At 59.9% G+C, this 22,358-nt stretch carries 21 protein-coding genes and 1 pseudogene; 15 read left to right on the top strand and 7 right to left on the bottom strand.

The features are described from left to right. Nucleotides 1-32: 32 nt before the first annotated feature. From RBB29_RS16835 to coxB, 6 genes are all read right to left on the bottom strand, one after another. Nucleotides 33-788 (bottom strand): DUF4272 domain-containing protein, encoded by a 756-nt coding sequence (locus tag RBB29_RS16835; protein WP_306115478.1) that lies wholly within the window; start codon nt 786-788, stop codon nt 33-35. Nucleotides 789-873: 85 nt separating this feature from the next. Beyond that, on the bottom strand, nt 874-1,686 hold the full coding sequence (locus tag RBB29_RS16830) for a cytochrome c oxidase subunit 3 (RefSeq protein ID WP_306115477.1): 813 nt from the start codon (nt 1,684-1,686) through the stop codon (nt 874-876). A 23-nt stretch (nt 1,687-1,709) separates the two neighbouring features. After that, entirely contained in the window at nt 1,710-2,291 is a 582-nt protein-coding gene (locus RBB29_RS16825) for a cytochrome c oxidase assembly protein (RefSeq protein ID WP_306115476.1), read from the bottom strand. Further along, nucleotides 2,291-2,452: a hypothetical protein gene (locus tag RBB29_RS16820; protein WP_306115475.1), complete on the bottom strand. Its 162-nt coding sequence runs from the start codon at nt 2,450-2,452 to the stop codon at nt 2,291-2,293. The genes RBB29_RS16825 and RBB29_RS16820 overlap by 1 nt, the downstream gene beginning before the upstream one ends. A gap of 1 nt (nt 2,453) precedes the next feature. Continuing rightward, entirely contained in the window at nt 2,454-3,395 is a 942-nt protein-coding gene (gene cyoE, locus RBB29_RS16815) for a heme o synthase (RefSeq protein WP_306115474.1), read from the bottom strand. 70 nt (nt 3,396-3,465) lie between these two features. Then, nucleotides 3,466-4,335 (bottom strand): cytochrome c oxidase subunit II, encoded by an 870-nt coding sequence (coxB, locus tag RBB29_RS16810; protein WP_306115473.1) that lies wholly within the window; start codon nt 4,333-4,335, stop codon nt 3,466-3,468. 196 nt (nt 4,336-4,531) lie between these two features. On the opposite strand from coxB, the gene tldD reads away from it, so the two are divergent. From tldD to RBB29_RS16785, 6 genes and pseudogenes are all read left to right on the top strand, one after another. Then, complete coding sequence (tldD, locus tag RBB29_RS16805) at nt 4,532-5,953, top strand: metalloprotease TldD (protein ID WP_306115472.1); 1,422 nt, start codon at nt 4,532-4,534, stop codon at nt 5,951-5,953. Next, nucleotides 5,881-6,198, top strand: a pseudogene (locus tag RBB29_RS22315) (GFA family protein); the annotation flags it as partial. The gene tldD and the pseudogene RBB29_RS22315, both read left to right, overlap by 73 nt. Before the next feature lie 426 nt (nt 6,199-6,624). After that, complete coding sequence (gene dprA, locus RBB29_RS16800; RefSeq protein WP_306115470.1) at nt 6,625-7,776, top strand: DNA-processing protein DprA; 1,152 nt, start codon at nt 6,625-6,627, stop codon at nt 7,774-7,776. A 151-nt stretch (nt 7,777-7,927) separates the two neighbouring features. Continuing rightward, complete coding sequence (topA, locus tag RBB29_RS16795) at nt 7,928-10,462, top strand: type I DNA topoisomerase (protein WP_306115469.1); 2,535 nt, start codon at nt 7,928-7,930, stop codon at nt 10,460-10,462. A 114-nt stretch (nt 10,463-10,576) separates the two neighbouring features. After that, nucleotides 10,577-11,281 (top strand): CoA transferase subunit A, encoded by a 705-nt coding sequence (locus tag RBB29_RS16790; protein WP_306115468.1) that lies wholly within the window; start codon nt 10,577-10,579, stop codon nt 11,279-11,281. Beyond that, nucleotides 11,281-11,904, top strand: a complete 624-nt coding sequence (locus RBB29_RS16785) for a CoA transferase subunit B (RefSeq protein ID WP_306115467.1) — start codon at nt 11,281-11,283, stop codon at nt 11,902-11,904. Before RBB29_RS16790 ends, RBB29_RS16785 begins: the two co-directional genes overlap by 1 nt. Before the next feature lie 354 nt (nt 11,905-12,258). Here RBB29_RS16785 and RBB29_RS16780 read toward each other — a convergent pair whose 3' ends face one another. After that, nucleotides 12,259-13,086 carry a lytic transglycosylase domain-containing protein gene (locus tag RBB29_RS16780; RefSeq protein WP_306115466.1) on the bottom strand — a complete coding sequence of 276 codons (828 nt, stop codon included), beginning with the start codon at nt 13,084-13,086 and terminating at the stop codon, nt 12,259-12,261. Nucleotides 13,087-13,444: 358 nt separating this feature from the next. On the opposite strand from RBB29_RS16780, the gene RBB29_RS16775 reads away from it, so the two are divergent. The 9 genes from RBB29_RS16775 (at nt 13,445) to RBB29_RS16735 (ending at nt 22,357) form a co-directional block, all read left to right on the top strand. Further along, nucleotides 13,445-13,630, top strand: a complete 186-nt coding sequence (locus tag RBB29_RS16775) for a Flp family type IVb pilin (RefSeq protein ID WP_306115465.1) — start codon at nt 13,445-13,447, stop codon at nt 13,628-13,630. A 172-nt stretch (nt 13,631-13,802) separates the two neighbouring features. After that, complete coding sequence (locus RBB29_RS16770) at nt 13,803-13,997, top strand: hypothetical protein (RefSeq protein WP_306115464.1); 195 nt, start codon at nt 13,803-13,805, stop codon at nt 13,995-13,997. 259 nt (nt 13,998-14,256) lie between these two features. Continuing rightward, a complete protein-coding gene (cpaB, locus tag RBB29_RS16765; protein WP_306115463.1) occupies nt 14,257-15,126 on the top strand; it encodes a Flp pilus assembly protein CpaB in 870 nt (289 codons plus the stop codon). A gap of 197 nt (nt 15,127-15,323) precedes the next feature. Beyond that, nucleotides 15,324-16,733 (top strand): type II and III secretion system protein family protein, encoded by a 1,410-nt coding sequence (locus RBB29_RS16760; protein WP_306115462.1) that lies wholly within the window; start codon nt 15,324-15,326, stop codon nt 16,731-16,733. A gap of 17 nt (nt 16,734-16,750) precedes the next feature. Continuing rightward, the gene (locus RBB29_RS16755; RefSeq protein WP_306115461.1) at nt 16,751-17,413 is read left to right on the top strand and encodes an OmpA family protein; all 663 of its coding nucleotides are present in this window, start codon (nt 16,751-16,753) and stop codon (nt 17,411-17,413) included. Nucleotides 17,414-17,682: 269 nt separating this feature from the next. Continuing rightward, complete coding sequence (locus tag RBB29_RS16750) at nt 17,683-18,918, top strand: AAA family ATPase (RefSeq protein WP_306115460.1); 1,236 nt, start codon at nt 17,683-17,685, stop codon at nt 18,916-18,918. A 14-nt stretch (nt 18,919-18,932) separates the two neighbouring features. Further along, the gene (locus RBB29_RS16745; RefSeq protein WP_306115459.1) at nt 18,933-20,384 is read left to right on the top strand and encodes a CpaF family protein; all 1,452 of its coding nucleotides are present in this window, start codon (nt 18,933-18,935) and stop codon (nt 20,382-20,384) included. A 5-nt stretch (nt 20,385-20,389) separates the two neighbouring features. Further along, the gene (locus RBB29_RS16740; RefSeq protein ID WP_306115458.1) at nt 20,390-21,358 is read left to right on the top strand and encodes a type II secretion system F family protein; all 969 of its coding nucleotides are present in this window, start codon (nt 20,390-20,392) and stop codon (nt 21,356-21,358) included. A gap of 12 nt (nt 21,359-21,370) precedes the next feature. After that, on the top strand, nt 21,371-22,357 hold the full coding sequence (locus tag RBB29_RS16735; RefSeq protein ID WP_306115457.1) for a type II secretion system F family protein: 987 nt from the start codon (nt 21,371-21,373) through the stop codon (nt 22,355-22,357). Nucleotide 22,358 lies beyond the last annotated feature (1 nt).

The following is a 22,358-nucleotide window of genomic DNA, read 5'->3' as shown; positions in this document are numbered from 1 at the left end:
CAAGCGGAGGCGGGGGGGCAAGGCAGGGTGCCTCAGGTATCGGTGCGCATCTCGTCCCAGCCGAGGCCAGCATAGCCGATCAGCCAGTTGAGCGCGTAGTGCCGCTCGTAGACAATCCCCGGATGGATACCCGCCGGGACCGGTTCGCCATTTACCCGCGCCTCGACCGCCGCCCAGTTCATCCGGTAGACCAAATCGGTCATATCAAGCACCGCCGCCTGTGGCCGCAGTTGCGCCTTGCGCCGCAACCCGTCCGGCCCAAGGTCGCGCAGGAGTGTGCCCATTTCGTAGACATCGACGATCTGATCCGGCGGCATCAGGGCATCGTAGAAGCCCAGCGCCCAGAGAAGCGTGTGAACCCCCTCATAGCGCCAGCTCATCTCAACGCGCATCTGTTCGGACGGGTTGGGGTCGTTGATGAAAGCGCGCTCCGCCAGGGTAAAAAGAGCGCCCGCATCATATTGGTCGATCAGTGTGTCGATCAGGGCCTGATCCCCGGTTTCCCCTTTGACCGCCGCAATCATCAGGGCAAGCGCCCGCTCCGCCACCTCCTTTTTGGTGCGTCGCAGGCTGCGGTCTTCGTCCACGATCACAGGCAGGCTGTCCAGCACGGGGATGCCCTTCGCCCGCAAGAGCTCGACAGAGCGTGCCTTGCGCGCCAATTGTTCCGCATTCGGGCTGCGGTCCAATTCTTCGATCAGCGCCTTTCGGTCGAGATCATCCGCACTCTGCGCGGCGGCAGGAACAGCAAGCAGCCCCATCAGAACCCCCAGCAAAAGCTGTCTCATCCAGAAACCTCTCCAAAGAAAAAAGCGCGCAGGGCATCCCGCGCGCTTTTCAATATACTTAAATCTTTCGGCGACTGATCCGTCCTCAGGCGCCCCAGATGTAGATCGCGGCGAAGAGGAAGAGCCAGACAACGTCAACGAAGTGCCAGTACCAGGCTGCCGCCTCGAACCCGATATGCTTTTCGGGGGTGAAGTGGCCGCGATAGACGCGCATCAGGCAGACGAACAAGAACACGGTGCCGATGATGACATGCGCGCCGTGGAAACCGGTCGCCATGAAGAAGGACGCACCATAGATGTTGCCCGAGAAGCCGAACGCCGCGTGGCTGTATTCGTAGGCCTGGAACACGGTGAAGAGCGCGCCAAGGGCGATCGCAATGATAAGGCCCCATTTCATGTCGTCGCGGTTATTCTCATGCACCAGCGCGTGGTGTGCCCATGTGGCGGCACAGCCCGAGCACAGAAGGATCAGCGTATTGATGAGCGGCAGGTGCCAGGGGTCAAACGTCTCGATCCCCGCAGGTGGCCACTGACCATCCTTGATGGGGCTTTCAGGTCCCATCGGGTACATCGCATGTTTGAAGAAGGTCCAGAACCAGGCCGAGAAAAACATGACCTCGGACATGATGAACATGATGAAGCCATAACGCAGACCGATCCGCACGACAGGGGTGTGATCGCCCACCTTGCTTTCGGTCACCACATCGGCCCACCAGCCATACATCACGTAGAGCACGCCAACGAGCCCCATCAGGAAAACCCAGGGCTGGTTGTTGTCGATCCGCGGCGACATCCACAGCACCGCGCCGAAGAGCATCACAAACCCGAAAAACGCACCCAGGAAGGGCCAGAGTGAGGGGTTCAGAATGTGATAGTCGTGATTTTTTTCATGTGCCATCTTGGGTTCCCTCGCAGGCGGTCTTAGTTCTTGTTTTTATCGGTTTCAGCGTCCTGCGCAAGGGCGGCGTGCTCTTCGGGCAGGTCGATTTCATAGAAAGTATAGGACAGCGTGATCGTGTGGGTGTACTTCGCGTCCCGGTCGGTGACGATCTCGGGATCGACATAGAAGGTCACGGGCATCTCGACCCGCTCACCCGGCTGCAAGACCTGCTCCTGGAAGCAGAAGCAATCGATCTTGACGAAAAAGCCACCCGCCTCATAGGGCGTGACGTTATAGCTCGATTGCCCGGCAATGGGTTTGTCGGTCGGGTTATAGGCCTCGTAGAAGGCCAACCCGGTCTCCCCGATCCGAATCTCCATCTCGCGCGCCATGGGCTTGAACTCCCACGGCATGTCGCGTTCCTTGCTGGCGTCAAAGCGGATCTTGATGGTCTTGTCGAGGACGTCGTCGGACCCCGCGGTCGCAACGCCCGGTGTCCCGCCAAAGCCGGTCACACGGCAGAACCAGTCATAGAACGGCACCGAGGCCCAGGCCAGCGCGCCCATGGTCACGGCCACCGCCACCAGCCGTGTCACCGTCTTGGTTTTGGGATCCATCGCCATCAGCTCCCCGCCTCTTCGGTTGGAACGGCGAATTCGTCGTCGGACACCTTGGCAATGGTCAGGCCAAAGACCAGCGCCACGAACCCCGCCAGCACGAGGCCCAGACCCATGTTGCGGCTAAACCGGCGCTTGTGCATCTCATGCTGTTTCGAAAGGCTCATCTTACCAGCCTCCCAGCCCGTAGCTGCCCAGCGTCGCCTGCAGCAGGATCGCGGTGAAATGGCCAAAGAGGTAGTAGAGCGAGAGTTTGAAGACCCGTTTCTCGGTCCGGTATTGATCGGCCTCGGCCATCGCCTCGTCGCGTTTCCAGATGTCGATCGCACCTTTCACGAAAAGCGCGTTCAGGATCACCGCGACACTCAGATAGACCGGCCCGCCAATGCTGGTGAACCCAGCGCCAATGGCAATCGGGGCCAGCAAGAGCGTGTAGACCAGGATATGTTTGCGCGTCGATTTGCGGCCATGGGTGACCGTCAGCATCGGCACACCGGCATCCTCGTAATCGGACTTCATGAAGAGGCACAGCGCCCAGAAATGCGGCGGCGTCCACATGAAGATCAGGGTGAACATCAGCACACTCTCAACGCTGATCCCGCCCGTTGCCACGGCCCAGCCGATCATCGGGGGGAAGGCCCCCGCGGCGCCACCGATGACGATATTCTGCGGCGTCCAGCGTTTGAGCCACATCGAGTAGATCACGACATAGAAGAAGATGGTGAAGGCCAGAAGCCCCGCCGCCACGAAATTCGACGCCAGCGCCAGCATCACGATCGACATCACCGAAAGGGTCATGCCAAAGGCAAATGCCTCGCCCTCGGTCACCTTGCCCGCCGGGATCGGTCGCCCGCGCGTGCGCTTCATCACGCGATCAATATCGGCGTCCCACCACATGTTGAGCGCGCCGGACGCACCGCCGCCCACGGCGATGAAGAGGATCGCCGCAAGACCCACGACCGGATGCACGCCGACAGGCGCGGCCAGAAGGCCCACCAATGCCGTGAACACGACAAGCGACATGACACGCGGCTTGAGCAGCGCGAAGAAATCACCGAAACCGGCATCGCCGGTCTGTGCCGTGGTGCTATTGATGCTTGCGTCGCTCATCGTCACTCCGGTGGGTAGATCCCTGCCCCGCGTCGTCTCGCAAGGCAGGTGTCAGCCTGCGTTCGGTCGGTTACTCGGCGGATGCCACGTCATAGTCCAGCGGGGTGCCGGCATATTCCTCGATCGCGCCTTCGAGCCATGCGTCATAGGCCTCCTGGCTCACGACCTTGACGGTGATCGGCATGTAGGCGTGGTCCTTGCCGCAAAGCTCGGAGCATTGGCCGAAGTAAACGCCCTCTTTCTCGGCTTTGAACCAGAGCTGCGCCAGGCGGCCCGGTACGGCGTCCTGTTTCACGCCAAACGCGGGGATGGTCCAGCTATGGATCACGTCGGCGCCTGTCACGGTCATGACAACGGTTTTGTTGATCGGCACGACAACGGCCGTATCCGTGGCCAGGAGGAATTCATCACGGGTGTAACCCGCCGCCTCAAGCTCCGCGATCACCTCATCGTTCAGAACCTTGCCTTCGCCGATCAGGAAACTTTCAAAGCCGAACTCGTGATCGGTATATTCATAGCCCCAGTACCACTGGTAGCCGGTCACCTTGATGTTGATGTCACCCTCGGGAATCTCCTGCTGCTTGAACAGCACCGGCAGGGAGAAGGCGCCAATGAAGACTAGGATCACGATCGGGATGATCGTCCAGGCGACTTCGATGGGCGAGTTGTGCGTAAAGCTCGCCGGTGTCGGGTTGGCGCGGCGGTTGAAGCGAACAATCGCATAGATCAACAGGGCCGTCACAAAGAGCGAAATCGCCGTAATGATGATAAGTACCATGTGATCCAGCCACACGATATCGCGCATCAGTTCGGTCACGGCCGGCTGAAATCCGAGGCCGCCGGTTTCCGGCTTGCCAATGATTTCAAGGTTTTCCTGCGCCGCGGCGGGAAGGGCTGTAAAGGCGGCCAGTGCGGCCAGCAGCTTTGTTGAAAATCGCATATTGCACCCTGATCGGTTGAAGCGGTTCCCGGGGGCCTGTACGGATAAATCCGACCAGTCAACGGAATCCCTTTGTTTCGTCGCCGTTAGAAACCATATTCTACGCCAACAGACAAGAATGACCATTGCGGCAAACGGACGCTTTTTTTGATTTAGATCAAAAAACTTGCCTCCGGCCCGCGCAGAAGAGGCCCCTATGAGCGAAAAAACCTTCCGCCCTTTCGAGACCGCCATTGATCGCGACGCTGCATTGGCGCAGCTTCGGACTGCGACACACGGGGCCGATGACGGGGAGCTTTTCATCGAACGGCGCCGTGCCGAGGCGCTGCATTTCGACGATGGCCGGGTTAAGACGGCCAGCTATGACGCTTCCGAAGGCTTCGGGTTGCGGGCGGTGCTGGGCGAGGTCACCGGCTATGCCCATGCCTCCGAGATTTCCGAACCAGCCCTGGCTCGCGCGGTCGCAACAGCCCGCCTGGCCGTAGGTCAGGGAGGCGGCACGCTGGCCGACGCCCCTGCCCGCACCAACAAGAGCCTCTATACCGACGCCGACCCGATCAGCGGGGCGGAATTCCCGGTCAAGCTTGATACTTTGCGGCAGATTGATGCCTTCGCCCGTGATCTTGACCCCCGCGTCGTCCAAGTCTCGGCCACCATTGCCGCGGCGCATCAGGAAGTCACCGTCCTGCGCCCCGATGGTTCCGAGGTTTCCGACACGCGCCCAATGACGCGGGTCAACGTGTCGGTCATCGTCGAGCAGGATGGCCGCCGCGAGACGGGCACCGCGGGCGGCGGGGGCCGCGTAGGCCTCGATGGGCTTCTGGACCCCACCGACTGGCAGGCCAAGGCGCGCGAGGCGCTGCGGATCGCCACCGTCAATCTCGATGCGGTCCCTGCGCCGGCGGGTGTCATGGATGTGGTGCTCGGCCCCGGCTGGCCCGGGATCCTGCTGCACGAGGCCATCGGTCACGGGCTTGAAGGTGATTTCAACCGCAAGGGCTCCAGCGCATTTGCGGGCCTCATGGGGCAAAGGATCGCGGCCAAAGGCGTGACCGTGCTGGACGATGGTACGATCCCCGACCGGCGCGGCAGCATCACCGTCGATGACGAAGGGACGCCCTCAGGCAAGAACACCTTGATCGAAGACGGCATATTGGTCGGCTACATGCAGGACCGGCAGAACGCCCGCCTGATGGGCGTCGCGCCCACCGGCAATGGCCGCCGCGAAAGCTATGCCCACGCGCCGATGCCACGGATGACCAACACCTACATGCTGGGCGGTGATGCCAATCCGGCGGACCTGGTGGCCGATCTCAAGGACGGGATCTACGCCGTGGGCTTCGGTGGCGGGCAGGTCGATATCACCAATGGCAAGTTCGTCTTCTCCTGCACCGAAGCCTATCGCGTCGAAAACGGCAAAGTCGGCGCACCGGTCAAGGGTGCCACGCTGATTGGCGATGGCGCCACCGCACTCAAGCAGATCCGGGGCCTCGGCAATGACATGGCGCTCGACCCCGGCATGGGAAATTGCGGCAAGCAGGGTCAATGGGTGCCGGTGGGCGTCGGACAACCAACGGTCATGATCGGCGGGCTTACGGTGGGCGGCTCGGCCGCATGAGTGCGGCGGCGCTGAGCGGATCATGCCACTGCGGCGCTGTGACCTTTCGCCTTGCCACCCGCCCCGCGCAGATCGTGAAATGCAATTGCTCAGCCTGCCGCCGCTATCGTGCCCTCTGGGCGCACATGCCACCGGATCAGGTCGACGTGACCGGGCAAACCGCGACCTATTCACATGGCGACAAACAGCTCGCTTTTCACTTTTGCCGCAGGTGCGGCGCCACAACCCATTGGACGCCGATCAAGCCGCAGCCAGGAGCGCCTTGGATGGCGGTCAATCTGGCCATGGCAGTGCCGGATCAGATCGCGGACATTCCCGTGCGTCATTTCGACGGGGCGGAAACCTGGCGCTTTCTGGACTGAAGCGCCCCCGGGGATAGCTGGCCCTTCGCGAGAGCAGAGAATCACCCGGGGTGATCTCTGCTCGGGACTTGTGGGTAAATCATGAATCGACAGGGCGCAGATGCGCATTCCGCCTCCCCATTAATGGCGAGGCCATGGATAACTTGGCAGTTTTCGAAATCGGCACCTTTCAAAAATGGAAGTTTTTTAGTTATATATTTCAATATTTTGGGATGAAAAATGCAGTTTCCGATCTACCCCATCACATTGATTTACTCCCCATTAACCACCCTGAATCTAAAACTGGTGTTGCAAGCAGGCGGAGTCACGATGACCGAGGATTTAGAACATCCTTCCACTCACCCCCCACTCCCACCCACCACGGAAGATGATCGGATATCGTGGCTCCGTCTATTGCGTTCCCGCCGCGTCGGGCCTTCCACATTCTACAGGCTACTCAACGAGCACGTAACGGCGCAGGCCGCGCTTGAGGCATTGCCTGATGTCGCCGCCGCGGCCGGTGTCAAAGACTATCAAACATGTCCCGAAGGCGTGGTCCTGGCCGAGATACGTGCCGCCAAGGCCGCAGGCGCGCAGATGATCTGCGCTGGCACGCCCGACTACCCCCGGGACCTCATGCAGATCTCCGATGCGCCGCCCTTCTTCTGGGCGATCGGGGATGTCTCCGTCCTTTCCCGCCCCATGGTCGCCCTTGTTGGTGCCCGCAACGCCTCGTCACTGGGGCTGCGCATGGCCCGCGCACTGGCCAGTGATCTGGGTGACAAGGGTTATGTAATTGTCTCCGGCATGGCGCGCGGCATCGACACCGCGGCGCATCAGGCTGCACTTAGCTCCGGCACCGTTGCCGTTCTGGGGGGCGGTGTCGACGTGATGTACCCCGCCGAAAACACCAACCTCGCCCATGAAATCGCCGAAAGCGGAGTGCGCCTTTCGGAACAACCGATGGGCCTCACCCCGCAGGCTCGCCATTTCCCCCGCCGAAACCGGATCATCAGCGGCATCTCCCGTGCGACCATCGTCGTGGAGGCCGCCGCCAAGTCTGGCAGCCTCATCACCGCGCGCAATGCGCTCGACCAGGGCCGCGAGGTTCTGGCGGTGCCTGGCCATCCGTTCGATGCACGGGCTGCGGGATGCAATCTTCTGATCCGTGACGGCGCGCGGCTGGTGCGGAACGCCGATGATGTGATCGAAGCCCTGCCGCAGACCGAAACCGCACCCGTACAGATCGACATGCCTCTGGAACACTCCACCGAGCCGCCCCCGCCCCGGCATTCACCGGCCCAGACCGCGAACCTCCACACCATGATCCTGGAACGCCTCGGTCCCTCCCCGATTGCCGAGGATCAGTTGATCCGCGATCTTGCCGCGCCCGCTCATAACGTGTCGCCCGTGCTGGTCGATCTAGAACTCGAAGGCAGGATCAAGCGCCAGGCCGGAGGGCTGCTTGCCCTGGCGGAGTGACAACCCGCCCCGCCCCACGCTATCGCCGCCCTCGCCATCCCGGACCAACCTGCAAATTGCCACGCCCTTGCACGGGGTGCATTGACAATACCTCTTGCCACCCCACATGTTCCGCCGCCATAAGCCTCGTCCCGAGTCGAAAGGAGTTTCCATGCCCGTTGTCGTTGTCGAATCCCCGGCCAAGGCCAAGACAATCAACAAATACCTGGGCTCGGACTACACCGTTCTGGCGTCCTACGGGCATGTGCGCGACCTGCCGCCCAAGGATGGTTCAGTCGATACCGAGAACGATTTCGACATGAAATGGGAGGTCGGCTACGACAGCCGCAAGCATGTCAAGGCCATCGCCGACGCGCTGAAGGACGACAACGCGCTTATCCTCGCCACCGACCCCGACCGTGAGGGTGAGGCGATCAGCTGGCACCTCGAAGAGGCCCTACGCAAACGCAAGGCGATCAAGAAGGACACACCGGTCAGCCGCGTGGTGTTCAACGCGATCACCAAATCCGCCGTGACCGAGGCGATGGAAAACCCCCGCCAGGTCGATGAGCCGCTGGTGCAGGCCTACCTGGCGCGGCGCGCTCTGGATTACCTTGTGGGCTTCAACCTCTCACCGGTGCTCTGGCGCAAGCTGCCCGGCGCGAAATCCGCGGGCCGGGTGCAGTCGGTCTGCCTGCGCCTCATCGTCGAGCGCGAGATGGAGATTGAAGCCTTCAACCCGCAGGAATACTGGTCGGTCAAGGCGATCCTCGGCACGCCCCGCGGGCAGGAATACGAGGCGCGCCTCACGATCCTTGCGGGCAAGAAGCTCGACAAGTTCGACATCGCCAACGCGACGCAGGCCGAACTGGCGGTGCAGGCGATCGAAAGCCGTGACCTCACGATCACCTCGGTCGAGGCCAAGCCCGCGAGCCGCAACCCCTCGGCCCCGTTCATGACCTCGACCCTGCAACAGGAGGCCAGCCGCAAGTTCGGCATGGGCGCGCGGCAGACCATGTCGGCGGCGCAACGGCTCTACGAGGCGGGCTACATTACTTATATGCGGACCGATGGCATCGACATGGCCCCCGAGGCAGTGATGGCCGCGCGCGATGCGATCAAGGACCGCTATGGCGAGGAATACGTGTCCAAATCGCCGCGCATGTACAAGAACAAGGCCAAGAACGCCCAGGAAGCGCATGAATGTATCCGCCCGACGGACATGACACGCGATGCAAACGGGATCAAAACCACCGATGCGGATCAGCGCAAGCTCTATGATCTGATCTGGAAGCGCACCCTCGCGTGCCAGATGGCCTCGGCCCGGATGGAGCGCACGACGGTCGATATCGGCAGCGCCGATGGGCAGGTGGGCCTGCGCGCCACCGGTCAGGTGGTCCTCTTTGAAGGGTTCATGAAGGTCTATGAGGAAGGTCGCGACGATGCGGTTGTCGATGATGACGACAAACGCCTGCCGCAGGTCATGGAAGGCGAGGCCGCCGACAAGCGCCGCGTCACGCCCGAGCAGCATTTCACACAGCCGCCGCCGCGCTATACCGAGGCCACATTGGTCAAGCGCATGGAAGAGCTGGGGATTGGCCGCCCCTCGACCTATGCCAGCATCGTCACCACGATCCAGGACCGCGAATATGTCCGCAAGGACAAGAACCGCCTGATCCCCGAGGATAAGGGGCGGATCGTCACGATCTTCCTGCTGAACTTCTTCCGGAAATATGTGGGATATGAGTTCACCGCCAATCTCGAAGAAGAGCTAGATGTGATCAGCGCGGGCGACGGCGACTATAAAGAGACGCTGGCCAAGTTCTGGCGCGACTTCTCCGCGGCGATTGCCGAAACGTCTGAGCTGCGCATCACCGAAGTGCTGGATGTGCTGGACGACGCCTTGGCACCCACGCTCTACCCCCCGCGCGAGGATGGCAGCGATCCGCGGATCTGCCCGCTTTGCGGCAATGGGCAGTTGCACCTCAAGACCTCCAAGTCCGGCGGCTTTGTCGGCTGCGGTAATTACCCGGAATGCCGGTATACCCGCCCCATCGGCGGCGATGCGGCCGAAGGCGGCGACCGGGTGCTGGGCGAGGATGCAGGCGATGAGATCAGCCTCCGCTCGGGCCGGTTCGGGCCATACGTGCAGCGTGGCGAGGCGACCGAAGAGAACAAGAAGCCGCCACGCGCCAGCCTGCCCAAAGGATGGTCACAGGACGATATGGACCTCGAAAAGGCGCTAACGCTCCTGAGCCTGCCACGCGAAGTTGGTCCCCACCCCGAGGATGGCGAGATGATCGAGGCCGGGATCGGACGCTACGGGCCTTTTGTGAAACACGGGCGGCTTTATGCCAATCTCAAGGAGGTCGACGAGGTCTTCACCATCGGCATGAACCGCGCCGTCGAGGAACTGGCCAAGAAGGCCGCCAGCCGTGGGGCGGGCCGTGCGGCGGCCAAGCCGCTCAAGGAGTTGGGCGAGCATCCCGAGGATGGCGGAGCGGTCAACGTGATGGATGGCCGCTACGGGCCCTATGTCAAATGGGAGAAGGTCAACGCAACCATCCCCAAAGGCGTGGAGCCAGCGGATGTGACCATGGAAATGGCCGTGGAACTCATCGCCGAGAAGGCCGCGAAGAAAGGCAAGGGCCGCAAGAAGGCCCCCGCCAAGAAAGCGACCAAGAAGAAGGCCGCCGCCAGCAAGTAGGCAGAGCCTTTACGTAGTAACACCTAAAGGGGGCGCATTCCGCCCCCTTTGAGTTGACTCTCCCCCGCCCCGAACCTCATATCCGGGGCAAAAGGGCTGGAAGAGGTTTCTGCGATGAAAAAAGTATACGGGAGCGCATCCGAGGCGCTCGACGGGCTGCTGCATGACGGCATGCTGATTGCCGCCGGGGGGTTTGGCCTCTGCGGTATTCCGGAATTGCTGATCGACGCGATCGTCGAGAGTGGTGTCAAGGACCTGACCGTGGCGTCCAATAACGCGGGTGTGGACGGGTTCGGGCTGGGCAAGCTGCTTGATACCCGGCAGATCAAGAAGATGATGTCGTCCTACGTGGGTGAGAATGCCGAATTCATGCGGCAATACCTCTCGGGTGAGCTCGAGCTGGAATTCAACCCGCAAGGCACCCTGGCGGAACGTATGCGCTCGGGCGGCTGCGGTATTCCCGGCTTTTACACCAAGACCGGCGTCGGCACCGTGATCGCCGAGGGCAAGGAACACAAGGAATTCGACGGCGAGACCTATATCCTCGAACGCGGCATCTTTGCGGATGTCAGCATCGTCAAGGCGTGGAAGGCCGACACCACCGGCAACGCGATCTTCCGCAAGACCGCCCGCAACTTCAACCCGCCCGCGGCGATGTGCGGCAAGGTCTGCATCATGGAAGTCGAAGAGATCGTGGAGCCGGGCGAACTGGACGGTGATCACATCCACCTGCCCGGCATCTATGTACATCGCCTGATCCAGGGCGAGCATGAGAAACGTATCGAACAGCGCACCGTGCGCACACGGGAGGAAGCGTAATGCCCTGGGACCGTAATCAGATGGCCGAACGGGCCGCGCAGGAACTCGAAGACGGCATGTATGTGAACCTCGGCATCGGCATTCCGACTCTGGTGGCGAACTATGTGGGTGACAAGGACATCACGCTTCAGTCCGAAAATGGCATGCTGGGCATGGGCCCCTTCCCTTTCGAGGGCGAGGAAGACCCGGACCTTATCAATGCCGGCAAGCAGACGATCACCGAGTTGCGCCGCACGTCTTACTTCGACAGCGCACAAAGTTTCGGCATGATCCGGGGCGGCAAAATCGCGGCGGCGATCCTGGGCGCGATGGAGGTCAGCGAAAAAGGCGACTTGGCCAACTGGATGATCCCCGGCAAGCTGGTCAAGGGCATGGGCGGTGCGATGGACCTAGTGGCGGGTGTCGGCCGTGTGATCGTCATCATGGACCACACCAACAAGCATGGCGACAGTAAGCTCTTGAAGGAATGCACCCTGCCGCTGACCGGCAAGGGCGTGGTTGACCGGATCATCACCAACCTCGGTGTGCTGGACGTGACCGACGGCGGGTTGAAGGTGGTCGAACTGGCCCCAGGCGTCTCGCAAGAGGATCTGGTCGCCGCGACGGAGGCCATGATCGTCTGAAGACAGACCCGTAAGAGGCAAGACCCGTACGGGCGGTGCACAGGCGCCGCCCGTTTCGGTTGGGCGTGCCATGCTTCTGATATAGAGGACAGGTTCGTTGGCGTGGAGCGGACCTTGGTCGCATTAGAGCGAAGCCGCGCATCGCCGGACCGCGGGTTGGCGATCCGACACAAGTTATGGGCACTTTATCGTAGCCAAATACCTGCACCGTCGGTTTAGGGCCCTCACATGACCAATCGCCGGCCCTCGCGGGCCGTCCGGCGATGCGCGGCGGCCTGAGGCCTTGACTCCGCGCTTTGCGTACCTGCCCGACCTCAGCGCCACCTGAGGCAAATCGTTCAGGCAAGCCTCACGTCAATTCGCCGCCAGGGTCAGCGCACAGCCATCGCTGACCAGTTCGGGCCGGGTCTTGCATAGCCCCTTGGCCACCTCGAAGGCCGCCAGCACCTTGGGCACGTAATCTCGTGTCTCGGCATAGGGCGGCACGCCCGCGTGTTTCTTCACGGCGTTTTCCCCGGCATTATATCCGGCAATCGCCATGATCGCGTCCCCATCGAACTCCCCCAGCAACCAATCGAGATAGGTAACGCCGCCCTTAATGTTCTCGGCTGACGAAAGACTGTCGGTGACGCCAAAGCGTTTCGCGGTATCGGGCATCAGTTGCATCAGCCCCTGCGCGCCCTTGCCGCTGACCGCATCAATGCGCCCGCCTGACTCCACCGAGATGATCGCCAGCACCAGGGCAGGCGACACCTTCGTGCCGATCGTTGCGGTCAGGATATTTGCGCCCTGGGCCTGAGCGATGCTCTGGATGCTTTGCAACCGCGGACCGGTCACGCCGGTACCGCCCGGCCCGTCGGATAGGCTGCTGACGGCTTTCTGAAACCGCTCCGAGGCGTCGGCGGCCACATCGGGCGACACCTTTTGCCAGAACCAGCTATAGTAACCGACGCTGTCCGGTGCCGCCTCCTCGACGGGTTCTTTCTGCGGCTTGGGCTTGGCGGCCAGGATTGCCTGCTGCTCCTCCGGGTCGATCTGAACCGTGATCCGCTTGCCAGCGCCGACCTTCGGCGGCTTGCTCATCTTGAAGGTAAAATCCGGATAAGGCGGCGGATCGCCAGCCTGCGCCGCGCCCGCAAGGGATAAAACCGCCAGAATCGACGCGAGTCGTGAGATGCCCATGGTTTTTTGCTGCTCAGCTTGTTCTTGTTGGGCCGAGTATCGCAAAAGTCCGGATTTTCCGCCAGTATTGTCTGTTTTTGGGAAACCAGAAAATGCGCGGACCACGCCGATTCTCCCTTCGATCTCAGGCGGCAAAGCAATTTCTCGTTTTTTTATTACTTTATTTTCAATAGGATAGAATACTTTCACGCAAAAAAGCGAGGCGGTGCAAAAAAGGAACTATTGCCGCCCAATTCCTGCCTGATTTGGCTGGCTATATCTGCTCATACCGCAACGGCAGCGGGCTAACGAGAGATGGCCCACCGAGTTGTTCAAGCGGTTGCGAACCTAACTAGTGATCCTTTGGAGGGACCAAACAATGATTAAGTTTTTCAAGAACTTCAACAAAGACGAAGACGGCGCCGTAACAGTTGACTGGGTTGTTCTGACAGCCGCAGTTGTTGGCCTGGGCGTTGCCGGTGTGACCACAGTTAAGAGCGGCGTTAGCACTCTGGCTGGCACCATTTCGACCGACGTTGGTGCAACCACAACCGGTACTCCGTAAGCTAAACTATAGCTTAACGACGACAAGAACATCTGGCCGCAATTGCCAAGATTGCGGCCATTTGTGTACCCAGCTTTTTGCATTGCGATTAACTTAAACGTCGCCGCCTTGAACTCTGAATTGATGCTTCATCGCGTTTGTAAAGTTGCCGAAAAGAAGATCGGATGAGTTCATGAAACCAATATATGAGAAAATCGCGAATTTCGCCCTGGGCGAAGAGGGTGCTGTCACAGTCGACTGGGTGGTTTTGACAGCAGCAGTGATCGGCCTTGCTTTGGCCGGATACCTCTCTGTGCTTGACGGTGTCGATACGCTTGCCACGACCATCGATACCGATATGGGTGCGACAACAACCGGCACGCCGTAAGGTTTGCCCGTTTTCGCCAGGAAACTAACGCATTAACCGCAATTCCTGTAATTGCGGTTTTTTGCTGGGCGGATTTTCGGGAATTTGGATCGCGGCAAACACCCACACCGATCTTGTGGCGTATTGAGAATTCACCGTTCGCTGTCGCGAAACAATCACCACGCCACCAAGTTTTCGCCACATTCGAAAGCAATATGTAACCATTGTATGCGTACCTGTCGGGTAGCGCAGAGAATAGTAACCGTGAAAGGACTTAGCCATGCGAATGGTTTTCGGACTTGTACTGATTGTGGGGCTCGGGCTGGCTGGATTTGCCGTATACATGGCCAAGAACTATATTCAGGGCTATCAGACGCAGCTTGCCAATGAACGTGCACAACGTGCGCCCAACATCGAAACAGTCGAAGTATATGTTGCCGACAAGCCGCTGAAATACGGCGAGGTTCTGCGCAAGGACAGTGTGCGCCTGACGAAATTCCCGAAGAATTCACTGCCCGAAGGCACCTACGAGACCTATGAGGCACTCTTTCCGGAAGGCGAAGACGAGCCCCGGACAGTTTTGCGCTCGATGGAAAAGAACGAGGCGGTTCTCAAGATCAAGGTGACCGGACCCGGCGAAGATGCCGGCATCACCTCGCAGCTGGAGCGCGGGATGCGCGCCTTTGCGATCAAGGTCGACGTATCAAGTGGCGTTTCGGGCTTTCTGCGCCCAGGCGACCGCGTGGATGTCTATTGGACTGGCAGCATCGGGGATCGTGGTGCCCGGACCGAAGGCAATTCAACCGGCGATGTCACCAAGCTGATCGAAACCGGTGTCCGGCTGATCGCGATTGACCAGGTGGCCGATGTCGACACGACCGAGGCGATCATCGCAAGGACCGTTACCGTCTCGGTGAAGCCGCAGCAGGTTGCGGCGCTTGCACAGGCGCAGACGACTGGTCGCCTGTCGCTGTCGCTGGTCGGTGCCGAAGATGATACAGTCGCCGATGCGATCGAAGTGGATCAGCGCAGCCTTCTGGGTCTTGCAGAAGCACCGCGCCAGGTTGTCGAGGTCGAAGAGGAAGTCTGCACGATCAAGACCCGCCGTGGCGCCGAAACTGTTGTGTCGCAGATCCCCTGCACCAACTAACAGTTCAAAAAATTCTCACGTATTGGGGCGTTGCATCAGCAGCGCCCCGTTGCATTTTGGAAACTATTGCAGGCAAGCCACAATAAAGGTGGCCCGAAACCCTTTGATTCTTGAAAAAATTTTCGAATTGCAGCACAGTGGCGGCAATCAAGGGCGTTAAGACCCGAAATCGAGGCGTGATCGGAAAGGCAGGTCACATGAAAATTCATGACTTCTTCAAAGCTGCCCTTTTGGGGCTGGCGGTGGCGTTTGGGCCATTTGCCATCACCGCAGAGGCAGAAAACATCAAGGTCGTTCGCAAAGGCGCGGCACGGGACTTGAACATCGCAATGAACAGGGCGGTTGTGGTCGAAAGCGACACGCCCTTCGCGGAACTCAGCATCGCGAACCCGTCGATTGCTGATTTTTCGACCCTATCGGATCGCACGATCTATGTGCTCGGCAAAACACCAGGGCGGACCACGCTGACACTTCTGGACGCGACAGGCCAGCTCATCACCAACGTGGACGTACATGTCACACCGGATGTGTCCGAGTTCAAGGAGCGGCTGCGTCAGATCATCCCGAACGAGAAGATCGAAGTCCGCTCGGCCAATGACGGTATCGTTCTGTCCGGCAGCGTCTCCAGCATGGCGCGCATGACCCGCGCGCTTGAACTGGCGGAACGCTATGCACCGGAGCGGGTGTCGAACCTGATGGTCGTATCTGGCCAACAGCAGGTGATGCTCAAGGTGCGGTTCGCTGAGATGCAGCGCAGCGTATCGAAGTCGCTGAGCTCCTCGATCGCCCTGCAATCGCTCGGCAACGACCTCAGCATCGGCACCGAAACAGGCACCTTCCTGGATCCGGGCAACAGCCTGGGCAACCCGTCGGTTACCGTTCCTTCGGGCACAGAAGGCTTCCTGTCGGTTGGCCTCGATATTGGCTCCACACAGCTTGCTGTTGTTCTTGAAGCCCTTGAAAATAAAGGGGTTGTTCGCACCTTGGCAGAACCGAACCTGACCGCGCTTTCCGGCCAGGAAGCCAAGTTCCTCGCCGGTGGCGAATTCCCGATCCCGGTAAGCCAGGACAACGACACGATCACCATCGAGTTCAAAGCCTTTGGTGTTGAGTTGAACTTCGTACCCCGAGTGGTCGATGACGGCGTCATCAACCTGGAAATGGCCGCGGCGGTGTCGTCGATTGACACGACCAACAGTATCGTCATCGACGGTCTGCAACTCCCGGCCTTCCGCCGCCGCGACGCATCGACAACCGTATCTATGCGTGACGGCCAGAGCTTTGCGATTGCCGGCCTGTTGCAGGATGACTTCCGCGATAACAATGCGCAGGTCCCGTGGCTGGGTGATGTTCCGGTCCTGGGCGCCCTGTTCCGCAGCGCGGATTACCAGCGGTCGCAAACAGAACTGGTCATCATCGTCACCTCCCACCTGGTGTCCCCGACGCGCGGCGAGGCATTTGCCCTGCCCACCGATCGGGTCAAACTGCCGACCGAGAAAGACCTCTTTCTTAACGGCCGTGTGGCCAAGGACGTCAGAAAAGGCACGCCCGCCGGCGAAGTCGCCAAGCAGGACTTCAGCGGCTCCTACGGCTACGTGATGGAATAATGGAAAGGCAGGGGCACATGAAACATCTTCTTCTCGCAACTGCAGGACTCCTGGCATTGGGCGCCTGTTCACAACAGGGGCAGGTCTACCGGTCCTACATCTCCGAGGCCGGATCGGTCGTGGATGGCGGCAACTTCGGCAACGCCTACATGCAGAACCATCTGGTGATGACAGGGCAGCAAAGCTACGTGGAAAACCTGTCCAACCGGTTCTCCAACGAAGTGCTGAGTACCGTGAACTTCGCTTTCAACTCGTCACAGCTCGACGCAACGGCGCAAACCACACTGCGCGAGCAAGCAAAATGGATCCGCCAGTTCCCCGAAGTGCGCTTCAAGGTCTTTGGCCACACGGATGCGGTCGGCTCGAACGCCTATAACAAGCGTCTCGGCCTGCGCCGTGCCAACGCCGTGGTCAATTACCTGGTGTCCCAGGGGGTCAGCCGCAAACGCCTGAAAGCGGTGGTATCCTTCGGTGAGACACAGCCGCTGATCGTGACCCAGGGTCGTGAGCGCCGCAACCGCCGCACCGTCACCGATGTCTCCGGTTTCGTCGCGTCGCATCCAATCGTGATGGACGGCAAATATGCCGAGGTCGTGTACCGCGAATATGTCGACAGCGCGGAACCCGCCTCGAACCTGGCCATCGTGTCGGAGAACGAAACAGTGATCGAGTCGGAATAGCCCGACGATCACGCCGAAATCTCCCTGTCCGGCTTGAGCCGGGCCACCTGAAAACCCGCCCTGAGGCGGGTTTTTTTTGTCTCCCAAAAACGCACAATTACGATCTTTTGGCCCAAATGTTGCCCAGATTTTAAGCCAATCTCTGTACAACGCGAAGTGCGTTCCCCGTGGAAAGGGGTCCGCTATGTATGGCGAAACGGCGAAAAAAAGATGGACACTCCGCCGCTCAATCGTCGCATGGCGCTTACAGGAATAGGACTTTTGGTACGATGACGAGCAGCGCAATTAAACATCCGGATCCCAGCCCCATCGTGGCATGCACGATCAGCCGGGATGTGCAGAATTTCGACCTGTTGATTGAAGATATGGAAGCGGCCCTTGGCGAGGCCTGGGGTGATCTCGGATTTTCCGAGGCATTGGCGTTTTTCAACCAGCCAGAGGCGGAAGCACTGGAGTTTGTTGCCATCGCCGTGGACGAGACCGACGAAGAAGACCTCGTGATGCTGGGTGAAGTCATCACGCTGGCCAAAGCGCGGAAAATAAAGGTGATTTTGATTGCCGAAGATGTCAGCCCGGCCGCTTTGCACCAGCTTTTGCGCCAAGGCGCGGACGAGTTTGTCCCCTACCCGCTGCCTGAAAACGAGCTCCAAGCGGCCATCGAACGCCTGCAGAAGCCCGAGCCTGCGCCGCAACCGGAACACACCCCTTTCAATGCCTCCACCCCCGACAGCGACGGTGTGGTTCTGGCCACGCACGGCATGGCCGGCGGGACCGGTTCAACGACGCTCGCAGTCAACCTCGCCTGGGAATTGGCGACCGTTTCCAAGACCGACGGACCGCGGGTTTGCCTGATTGATCTCGACCTGCAATTCGGCTCGGTCTCGACATACCTGGACCTGCCGCGCCGCGAGGCTGTCTACGAAATGTGGACTGATACCGAATCAATGGACGAGGACATCCTGAAACAGGCGCTCGTTACATTTGAAGACAAAATGTGGGTATTAACCCCGCCCCCGGACATGCTCCCGCTTGATATGATCACCCCCGAGGATGTGTCCCGCGTGATCGAGCTCGCCCGTCAGAAATTCGACTATGTCATCATCGACATGCCATCGACCCTCGTGCAGTGGACGGAGACGGTTTTGACGTCGTCGCAGATCTACTTCGCCACGCTGGAATTGGATATGCGCTCGGCACAGAACGTGCTGCGCCTGAAACGCGCGCTAAAGGCCGAAGAACTGCCGCTGGAAAAGCTGCGCTTCTGCATCAACCGCGCCCCGAAATTCACCGATCTGAATGGCAAGTCCCGCGTGAAACGCATGGGTGAAAGCCTGGAGATCGGTATCGAAGTACACTTGCCGGATGGCGGCCGCCCGGTCAGCCAAAGTGCCGATCACGGTCTGCCGCTATCGGAATCGGCGGCGAAAAACCCGCTCCGCAAGGAAATCGCCAAACTGGCCGCATCGCTTCACGAGTTGGGCAAAAGCGAAGCCGAAGCCGCGTAAAAAGGTAGAGATGAATGTTTTCACGTTACAAGAAATCCGGAACCGGCGGCGCTAAGCCGGTCGACCAGGAGGCGGAAGCCCCCAAGGAAGCGGCATCAACCAAGCCGGTTGAAGAAACCCCGAACCAAAGCTTGCGCCGCCCTGCCCCCGCAGTGGCGGCCAAAGCTGTTCCACAGGACAAGGAACGTAAACGCAAGGAGCGGATGGCGGAGATCAAGCTCGACCTGCACCGATCCCTGCTCGACAACCTCAACCTTTCCGCGCTCGACACGGCGACCGAGGCGGACCTGCGTGCGGAGATCAGTTCGATCGCGGGCGAGGTTCTCGAAGAGCAAAGCATCGTTCTCAACCGCGAAGACCGTGCCACCCTGACGCAAGAACTCTATGACGAGGTGCGCGGCCTTGGGCCGCTTGAGACACTTTTGAAGGACGACACGGTCAACGACATCCTGGTCAACGGGCCGCAGCAGATCTTCGTTGAACGCGCCGGTAAACTCGAACTCAGCGACATTACCTTCAAGGATGAGAAGCACCTGCTGCGGATCATCGACAAGATCGTCTCGGCCGTGGGGCGGCGCGTTGACGAATCCAACCCTTACGTCGACGCCCGCCTGCAAGACGGGTCGCGTTTCAACGCCATGGTCCCCCCGATTGCGGTCGATGGTAGCCTGGTTTCGATCCGGAAATTCAAAAAGGACAAGCTCGGCATTGATGATTTGGTAAAATTCGGCGCGTTTTCCGAGGAGATGGCCGCATACCTGCAGGCCGCTGTCGCGACGCGCTTGAACGTGATCGTCTCCGGCGGTACCGGCTCGGGTAAAACGACCACGCTCAATGCGCTTTCAAGCTTCATCGACAATTCCGAGCGGATCCTGACGATTGAGGACACCGCGGAACTTCAACTGCAGCAGATCCATGTCGGCCGGATGGAAAGCCGCCCGCCCAACGTCGAGGGCAAGGGTGAAGTCAGTCCTCGCGATTGTCTGAAAAACGCCCTGCGGATGCGCCCCGACCGCATCATCGTGGGTGAGACCCGCGGCGAGGAAGTGATCGACATGTTGCAGGCCATGAACACCGGCCACGATGGGTCGATGACAACGATCCACGCCAACAATCCGCGCGACGGGATCAGCCGTCTGGAAAACATGGTCGCGATGGCCGGGATCGAGATGCCGCTCAAGGCGGTCCGCTCGCAGATTTCCTCGGCCGTCAACCTGATGGTGCAGGCCAGCCGTCTGCAGGATGGCTCGCGCCGGATGACGTCGATCACCGAGATCACCGGGATGGAGGGCGACGTGATTTCGATGCAGGAGATCTTCCGCTTCCAGCGTGTCGGCCTGACATCGGACAACAAGATCATCGGCCATTTCACCGGCACCGGTGTGCGGTCGAACTTTACCGAACGTTTCCGGCTGTGGGGTTATGACCTGCCGCCCAGTATCTTTGAACCCATCGCCGCGGAGTAAGTGTTATGACCATCAGTGCGGAACCGATTATCTACGGCCTTATTTTCATTGGGGTTCTCGTCCTTGTCGAAGGACTTTACCTGACGGTTTTTGGCCGGTCGATCAGCCTCAACAACCGGGTCAACCGGCGCCTCGACATGCTGGACAAATCCGGCAATCGCGAAGAGGTGATGGAAACCCTGCGCAAGGAGATGCAGCAGCACCTCAAGGCGCGCAAAATCCCGCTCTATTCGATCCTGTCGAACAAGGCGCAAAAGGCGGCGATTGCCTTTACACCCAAGCAGCTCATTCTGCTGATGATAGGCGTCAGCGTCCTTGCGTTTCTGGGCCTTTCGGTCGGCACCTCGACGTCGCTTCCGGTTCGCGCGGTGGTGTCCGCGGCGATGGGCATCGGCGGCGTTTTCACCTGGATCAACATGAAGGCCGGCAAGCGCATGGCGCTGCTGGAAGAGCAACTCCCCGATGCGATCGAACTCATGGTACGCTCGCTCAAGGTGGGTCACCCCTTCACCTCGGCCATTCAGATCGTCGCCAGCGAAGTTGCCGATCCTTTGGGAACAGAGTTCGGCGTTCTGTCGGATGAGGCCGCTTATGGCCGTGATATTGGTGAAGCTCTCAAGGATATGGCCGAGCGGCTCGACATGCAGGACATGCGATTCCTCGCGGTCGCGGTGACCATCCAGCAGCAATCGGGTGGTAACCTCGCCGAAATCCTCGCCGGTCTGGCCAAGGTGATCCGCGCGCGCTTCCGCCTGTTCCGACGGGTCAAGGCGATCACCGCCGAGGCGAAATGGTCCGGCAAGTTCCTGTCGGGTTTCCCGATCATGGCCCTCATCGGTATCCAGCTCATCAAGCCCGACTACTACGATGAAGCCATGGAACATCCCTGGTTCATCCCCGCCTGTCTGGCCGTCGGCGCGTTCTTGGTGCTCAACCTGATCGTCATGCGTGCGCTTGTGAACATCAAGGTCTGAGGAGGAAGTTCGATGCGATTTACTGCCCAGATCATGGATATTCTGACAGGCGCCCTGGGTCCGTTCGGCCCGCTGATCGTCGTCGGTACGCTTGGCGTGCTGATGATCCTGATAACCATCCCACTGATGCTGAAAGAGCGTCAGGATCCCCTGGAAAAGCTCAAAAAAGCGTCGCGTTCCGGTGTCGTCGAAGCGCCGGAAAAGAAGAAGAAGCTCCGCACCGGTGGCCGAAACGAAAAACTCGACAAGTATGCCAGCTTCCTAGAACCGCAGGACGCCAAGGCATTCTCCCAGATCAAACTGACGCTGATGCAGGCGGGTTACCGTCACCGCGATGCTGTCCGTTTCTTCCACTTTGCGCAGATGGCGCTTGGCCTTGGTTTCCTGCTCCTGGGCGTGATCTACTTCCTGCTGTTCCAGGCTGGCAACGACACCACAACGCAGCAGATGTTGCTCTATATTCTGGGCCCCGGTGGTGTCGGCTACATGCTGCCGAAATACTGGGTCACCAAGCGGCAGCAAAAACGCCAGGAAGAAATAACGGACGGCTTCCCGGATTCCCTCGACATGATGTTGGTCTGTATCGAAGCCGGTCAGTCGATGGACCAGTCGATCATTCGCGTGGCAAACGAGATCCAGGCGTCTTACCCTGCGTTGGCGGAAGAGTATGAAATCGTTTCGCATCAGATCAAGGCGGGCCGCGACAAGCCCTCGGTCCTAAACGAAATGGCCGAACGCTGTGGTGTGCAGGACATCTCGAGCTTTGTGACCGTTCTCGTACAGTCCCAAACCTTCGGTACATCAGTCGCAGATGCGCTTCGCGTTTACGCCGGGGAAATGCGTGACAAACGTGTCATGCGCGCCGAAGAAAAGGCAAACAAGCTGCCGACCAAGATGACATTGGCGACAATGATGCTTACAGTTCCCCCACTTCTGATCATTCTGGTCGGACCGTCAATTCTGGGCATCATGAAGCTGTTCACCATGGGCGTGAACTAAG

This window comes from Roseovarius sp. MMSF_3359, assembly GCF_030733385.1.
Classification (GTDB): domain Bacteria; phylum Pseudomonadota; class Alphaproteobacteria; order Rhodobacterales; family Rhodobacteraceae; genus Roseovarius.
The sequence above is the reverse complement of the archived record's forward strand: the minus strand, read 5'-3'. Positions and strand labels throughout refer to the sequence as shown.

What these genes read in the sequence shown, in the direction of transcription:
- RBB29_RS16835 (WP_306115478.1), bottom strand. Translation starts at nt 788, where the DNA reads ATGAGACAGCTTTTGCTGGGGGTTCTGATGGGGCTGCTTGCTGTTCCT.
- RBB29_RS16830 (WP_306115477.1), bottom strand. Translation starts at nt 1,686, where the DNA reads ATGGCACATGAAAAAAATCACGACTATCACATTCTGAACCCCTCACTC.
- RBB29_RS16825 (WP_306115476.1), bottom strand. Translation starts at nt 2,291, where the DNA reads ATGGCGATGGATCCCAAAACCAAGACGGTGACACGGCTGGTGGCGGTG.
- RBB29_RS16820 (WP_306115475.1), bottom strand. Translation starts at nt 2,452, where the DNA reads ATGAGCCTTTCGAAACAGCATGAGATGCACAAGCGCCGGTTTAGCCGC.
- cyoE (WP_306115474.1), bottom strand. Translation starts at nt 3,395, where the DNA reads ATGAGCGACGCAAGCATCAATAGCACCACGGCACAGACCGGCGATGCC.
- coxB (WP_306115473.1), bottom strand. Translation starts at nt 4,335, where the DNA reads ATGCGATTTTCAACAAAGCTGCTGGCCGCACTGGCCGCCTTTACAGCC.
- tldD (WP_306115472.1), top strand. Translation starts at nt 4,532, where the DNA reads ATGAGCGAAAAAACCTTCCGCCCTTTCGAGACCGCCATTGATCGCGAC.
- dprA (WP_306115470.1), top strand. Translation starts at nt 6,625, where the DNA reads ATGACCGAGGATTTAGAACATCCTTCCACTCACCCCCCACTCCCACCC.
- topA (WP_306115469.1), top strand. Translation starts at nt 7,928, where the DNA reads ATGCCCGTTGTCGTTGTCGAATCCCCGGCCAAGGCCAAGACAATCAAC.
- RBB29_RS16790 (WP_306115468.1), top strand. Translation starts at nt 10,577, where the DNA reads ATGAAAAAAGTATACGGGAGCGCATCCGAGGCGCTCGACGGGCTGCTG.
- RBB29_RS16785 (WP_306115467.1), top strand. Translation starts at nt 11,281, where the DNA reads ATGCCCTGGGACCGTAATCAGATGGCCGAACGGGCCGCGCAGGAACTC.
- RBB29_RS16780 (WP_306115466.1), bottom strand. Translation starts at nt 13,086, where the DNA reads ATGGGCATCTCACGACTCGCGTCGATTCTGGCGGTTTTATCCCTTGCG.
- RBB29_RS16775 (WP_306115465.1), top strand. Translation starts at nt 13,445, where the DNA reads ATGATTAAGTTTTTCAAGAACTTCAACAAAGACGAAGACGGCGCCGTA.
- RBB29_RS16770 (WP_306115464.1), top strand. Translation starts at nt 13,803, where the DNA reads ATGAAACCAATATATGAGAAAATCGCGAATTTCGCCCTGGGCGAAGAG.
- cpaB (WP_306115463.1), top strand. Translation starts at nt 14,257, where the DNA reads ATGCGAATGGTTTTCGGACTTGTACTGATTGTGGGGCTCGGGCTGGCT.
- RBB29_RS16760 (WP_306115462.1), top strand. Translation starts at nt 15,324, where the DNA reads ATGAAAATTCATGACTTCTTCAAAGCTGCCCTTTTGGGGCTGGCGGTG.
- RBB29_RS16755 (WP_306115461.1), top strand. Translation starts at nt 16,751, where the DNA reads ATGAAACATCTTCTTCTCGCAACTGCAGGACTCCTGGCATTGGGCGCC.
- RBB29_RS16750 (WP_306115460.1), top strand. Translation starts at nt 17,683, where the DNA reads ATGACGAGCAGCGCAATTAAACATCCGGATCCCAGCCCCATCGTGGCA.
- RBB29_RS16745 (WP_306115459.1), top strand. Translation starts at nt 18,933, where the DNA reads ATGTTTTCACGTTACAAGAAATCCGGAACCGGCGGCGCTAAGCCGGTC.
- RBB29_RS16740 (WP_306115458.1), top strand. Translation starts at nt 20,390, where the DNA reads ATGACCATCAGTGCGGAACCGATTATCTACGGCCTTATTTTCATTGGG.
- RBB29_RS16735 (WP_306115457.1), top strand. Translation starts at nt 21,371, where the DNA reads ATGCGATTTACTGCCCAGATCATGGATATTCTGACAGGCGCCCTGGGT.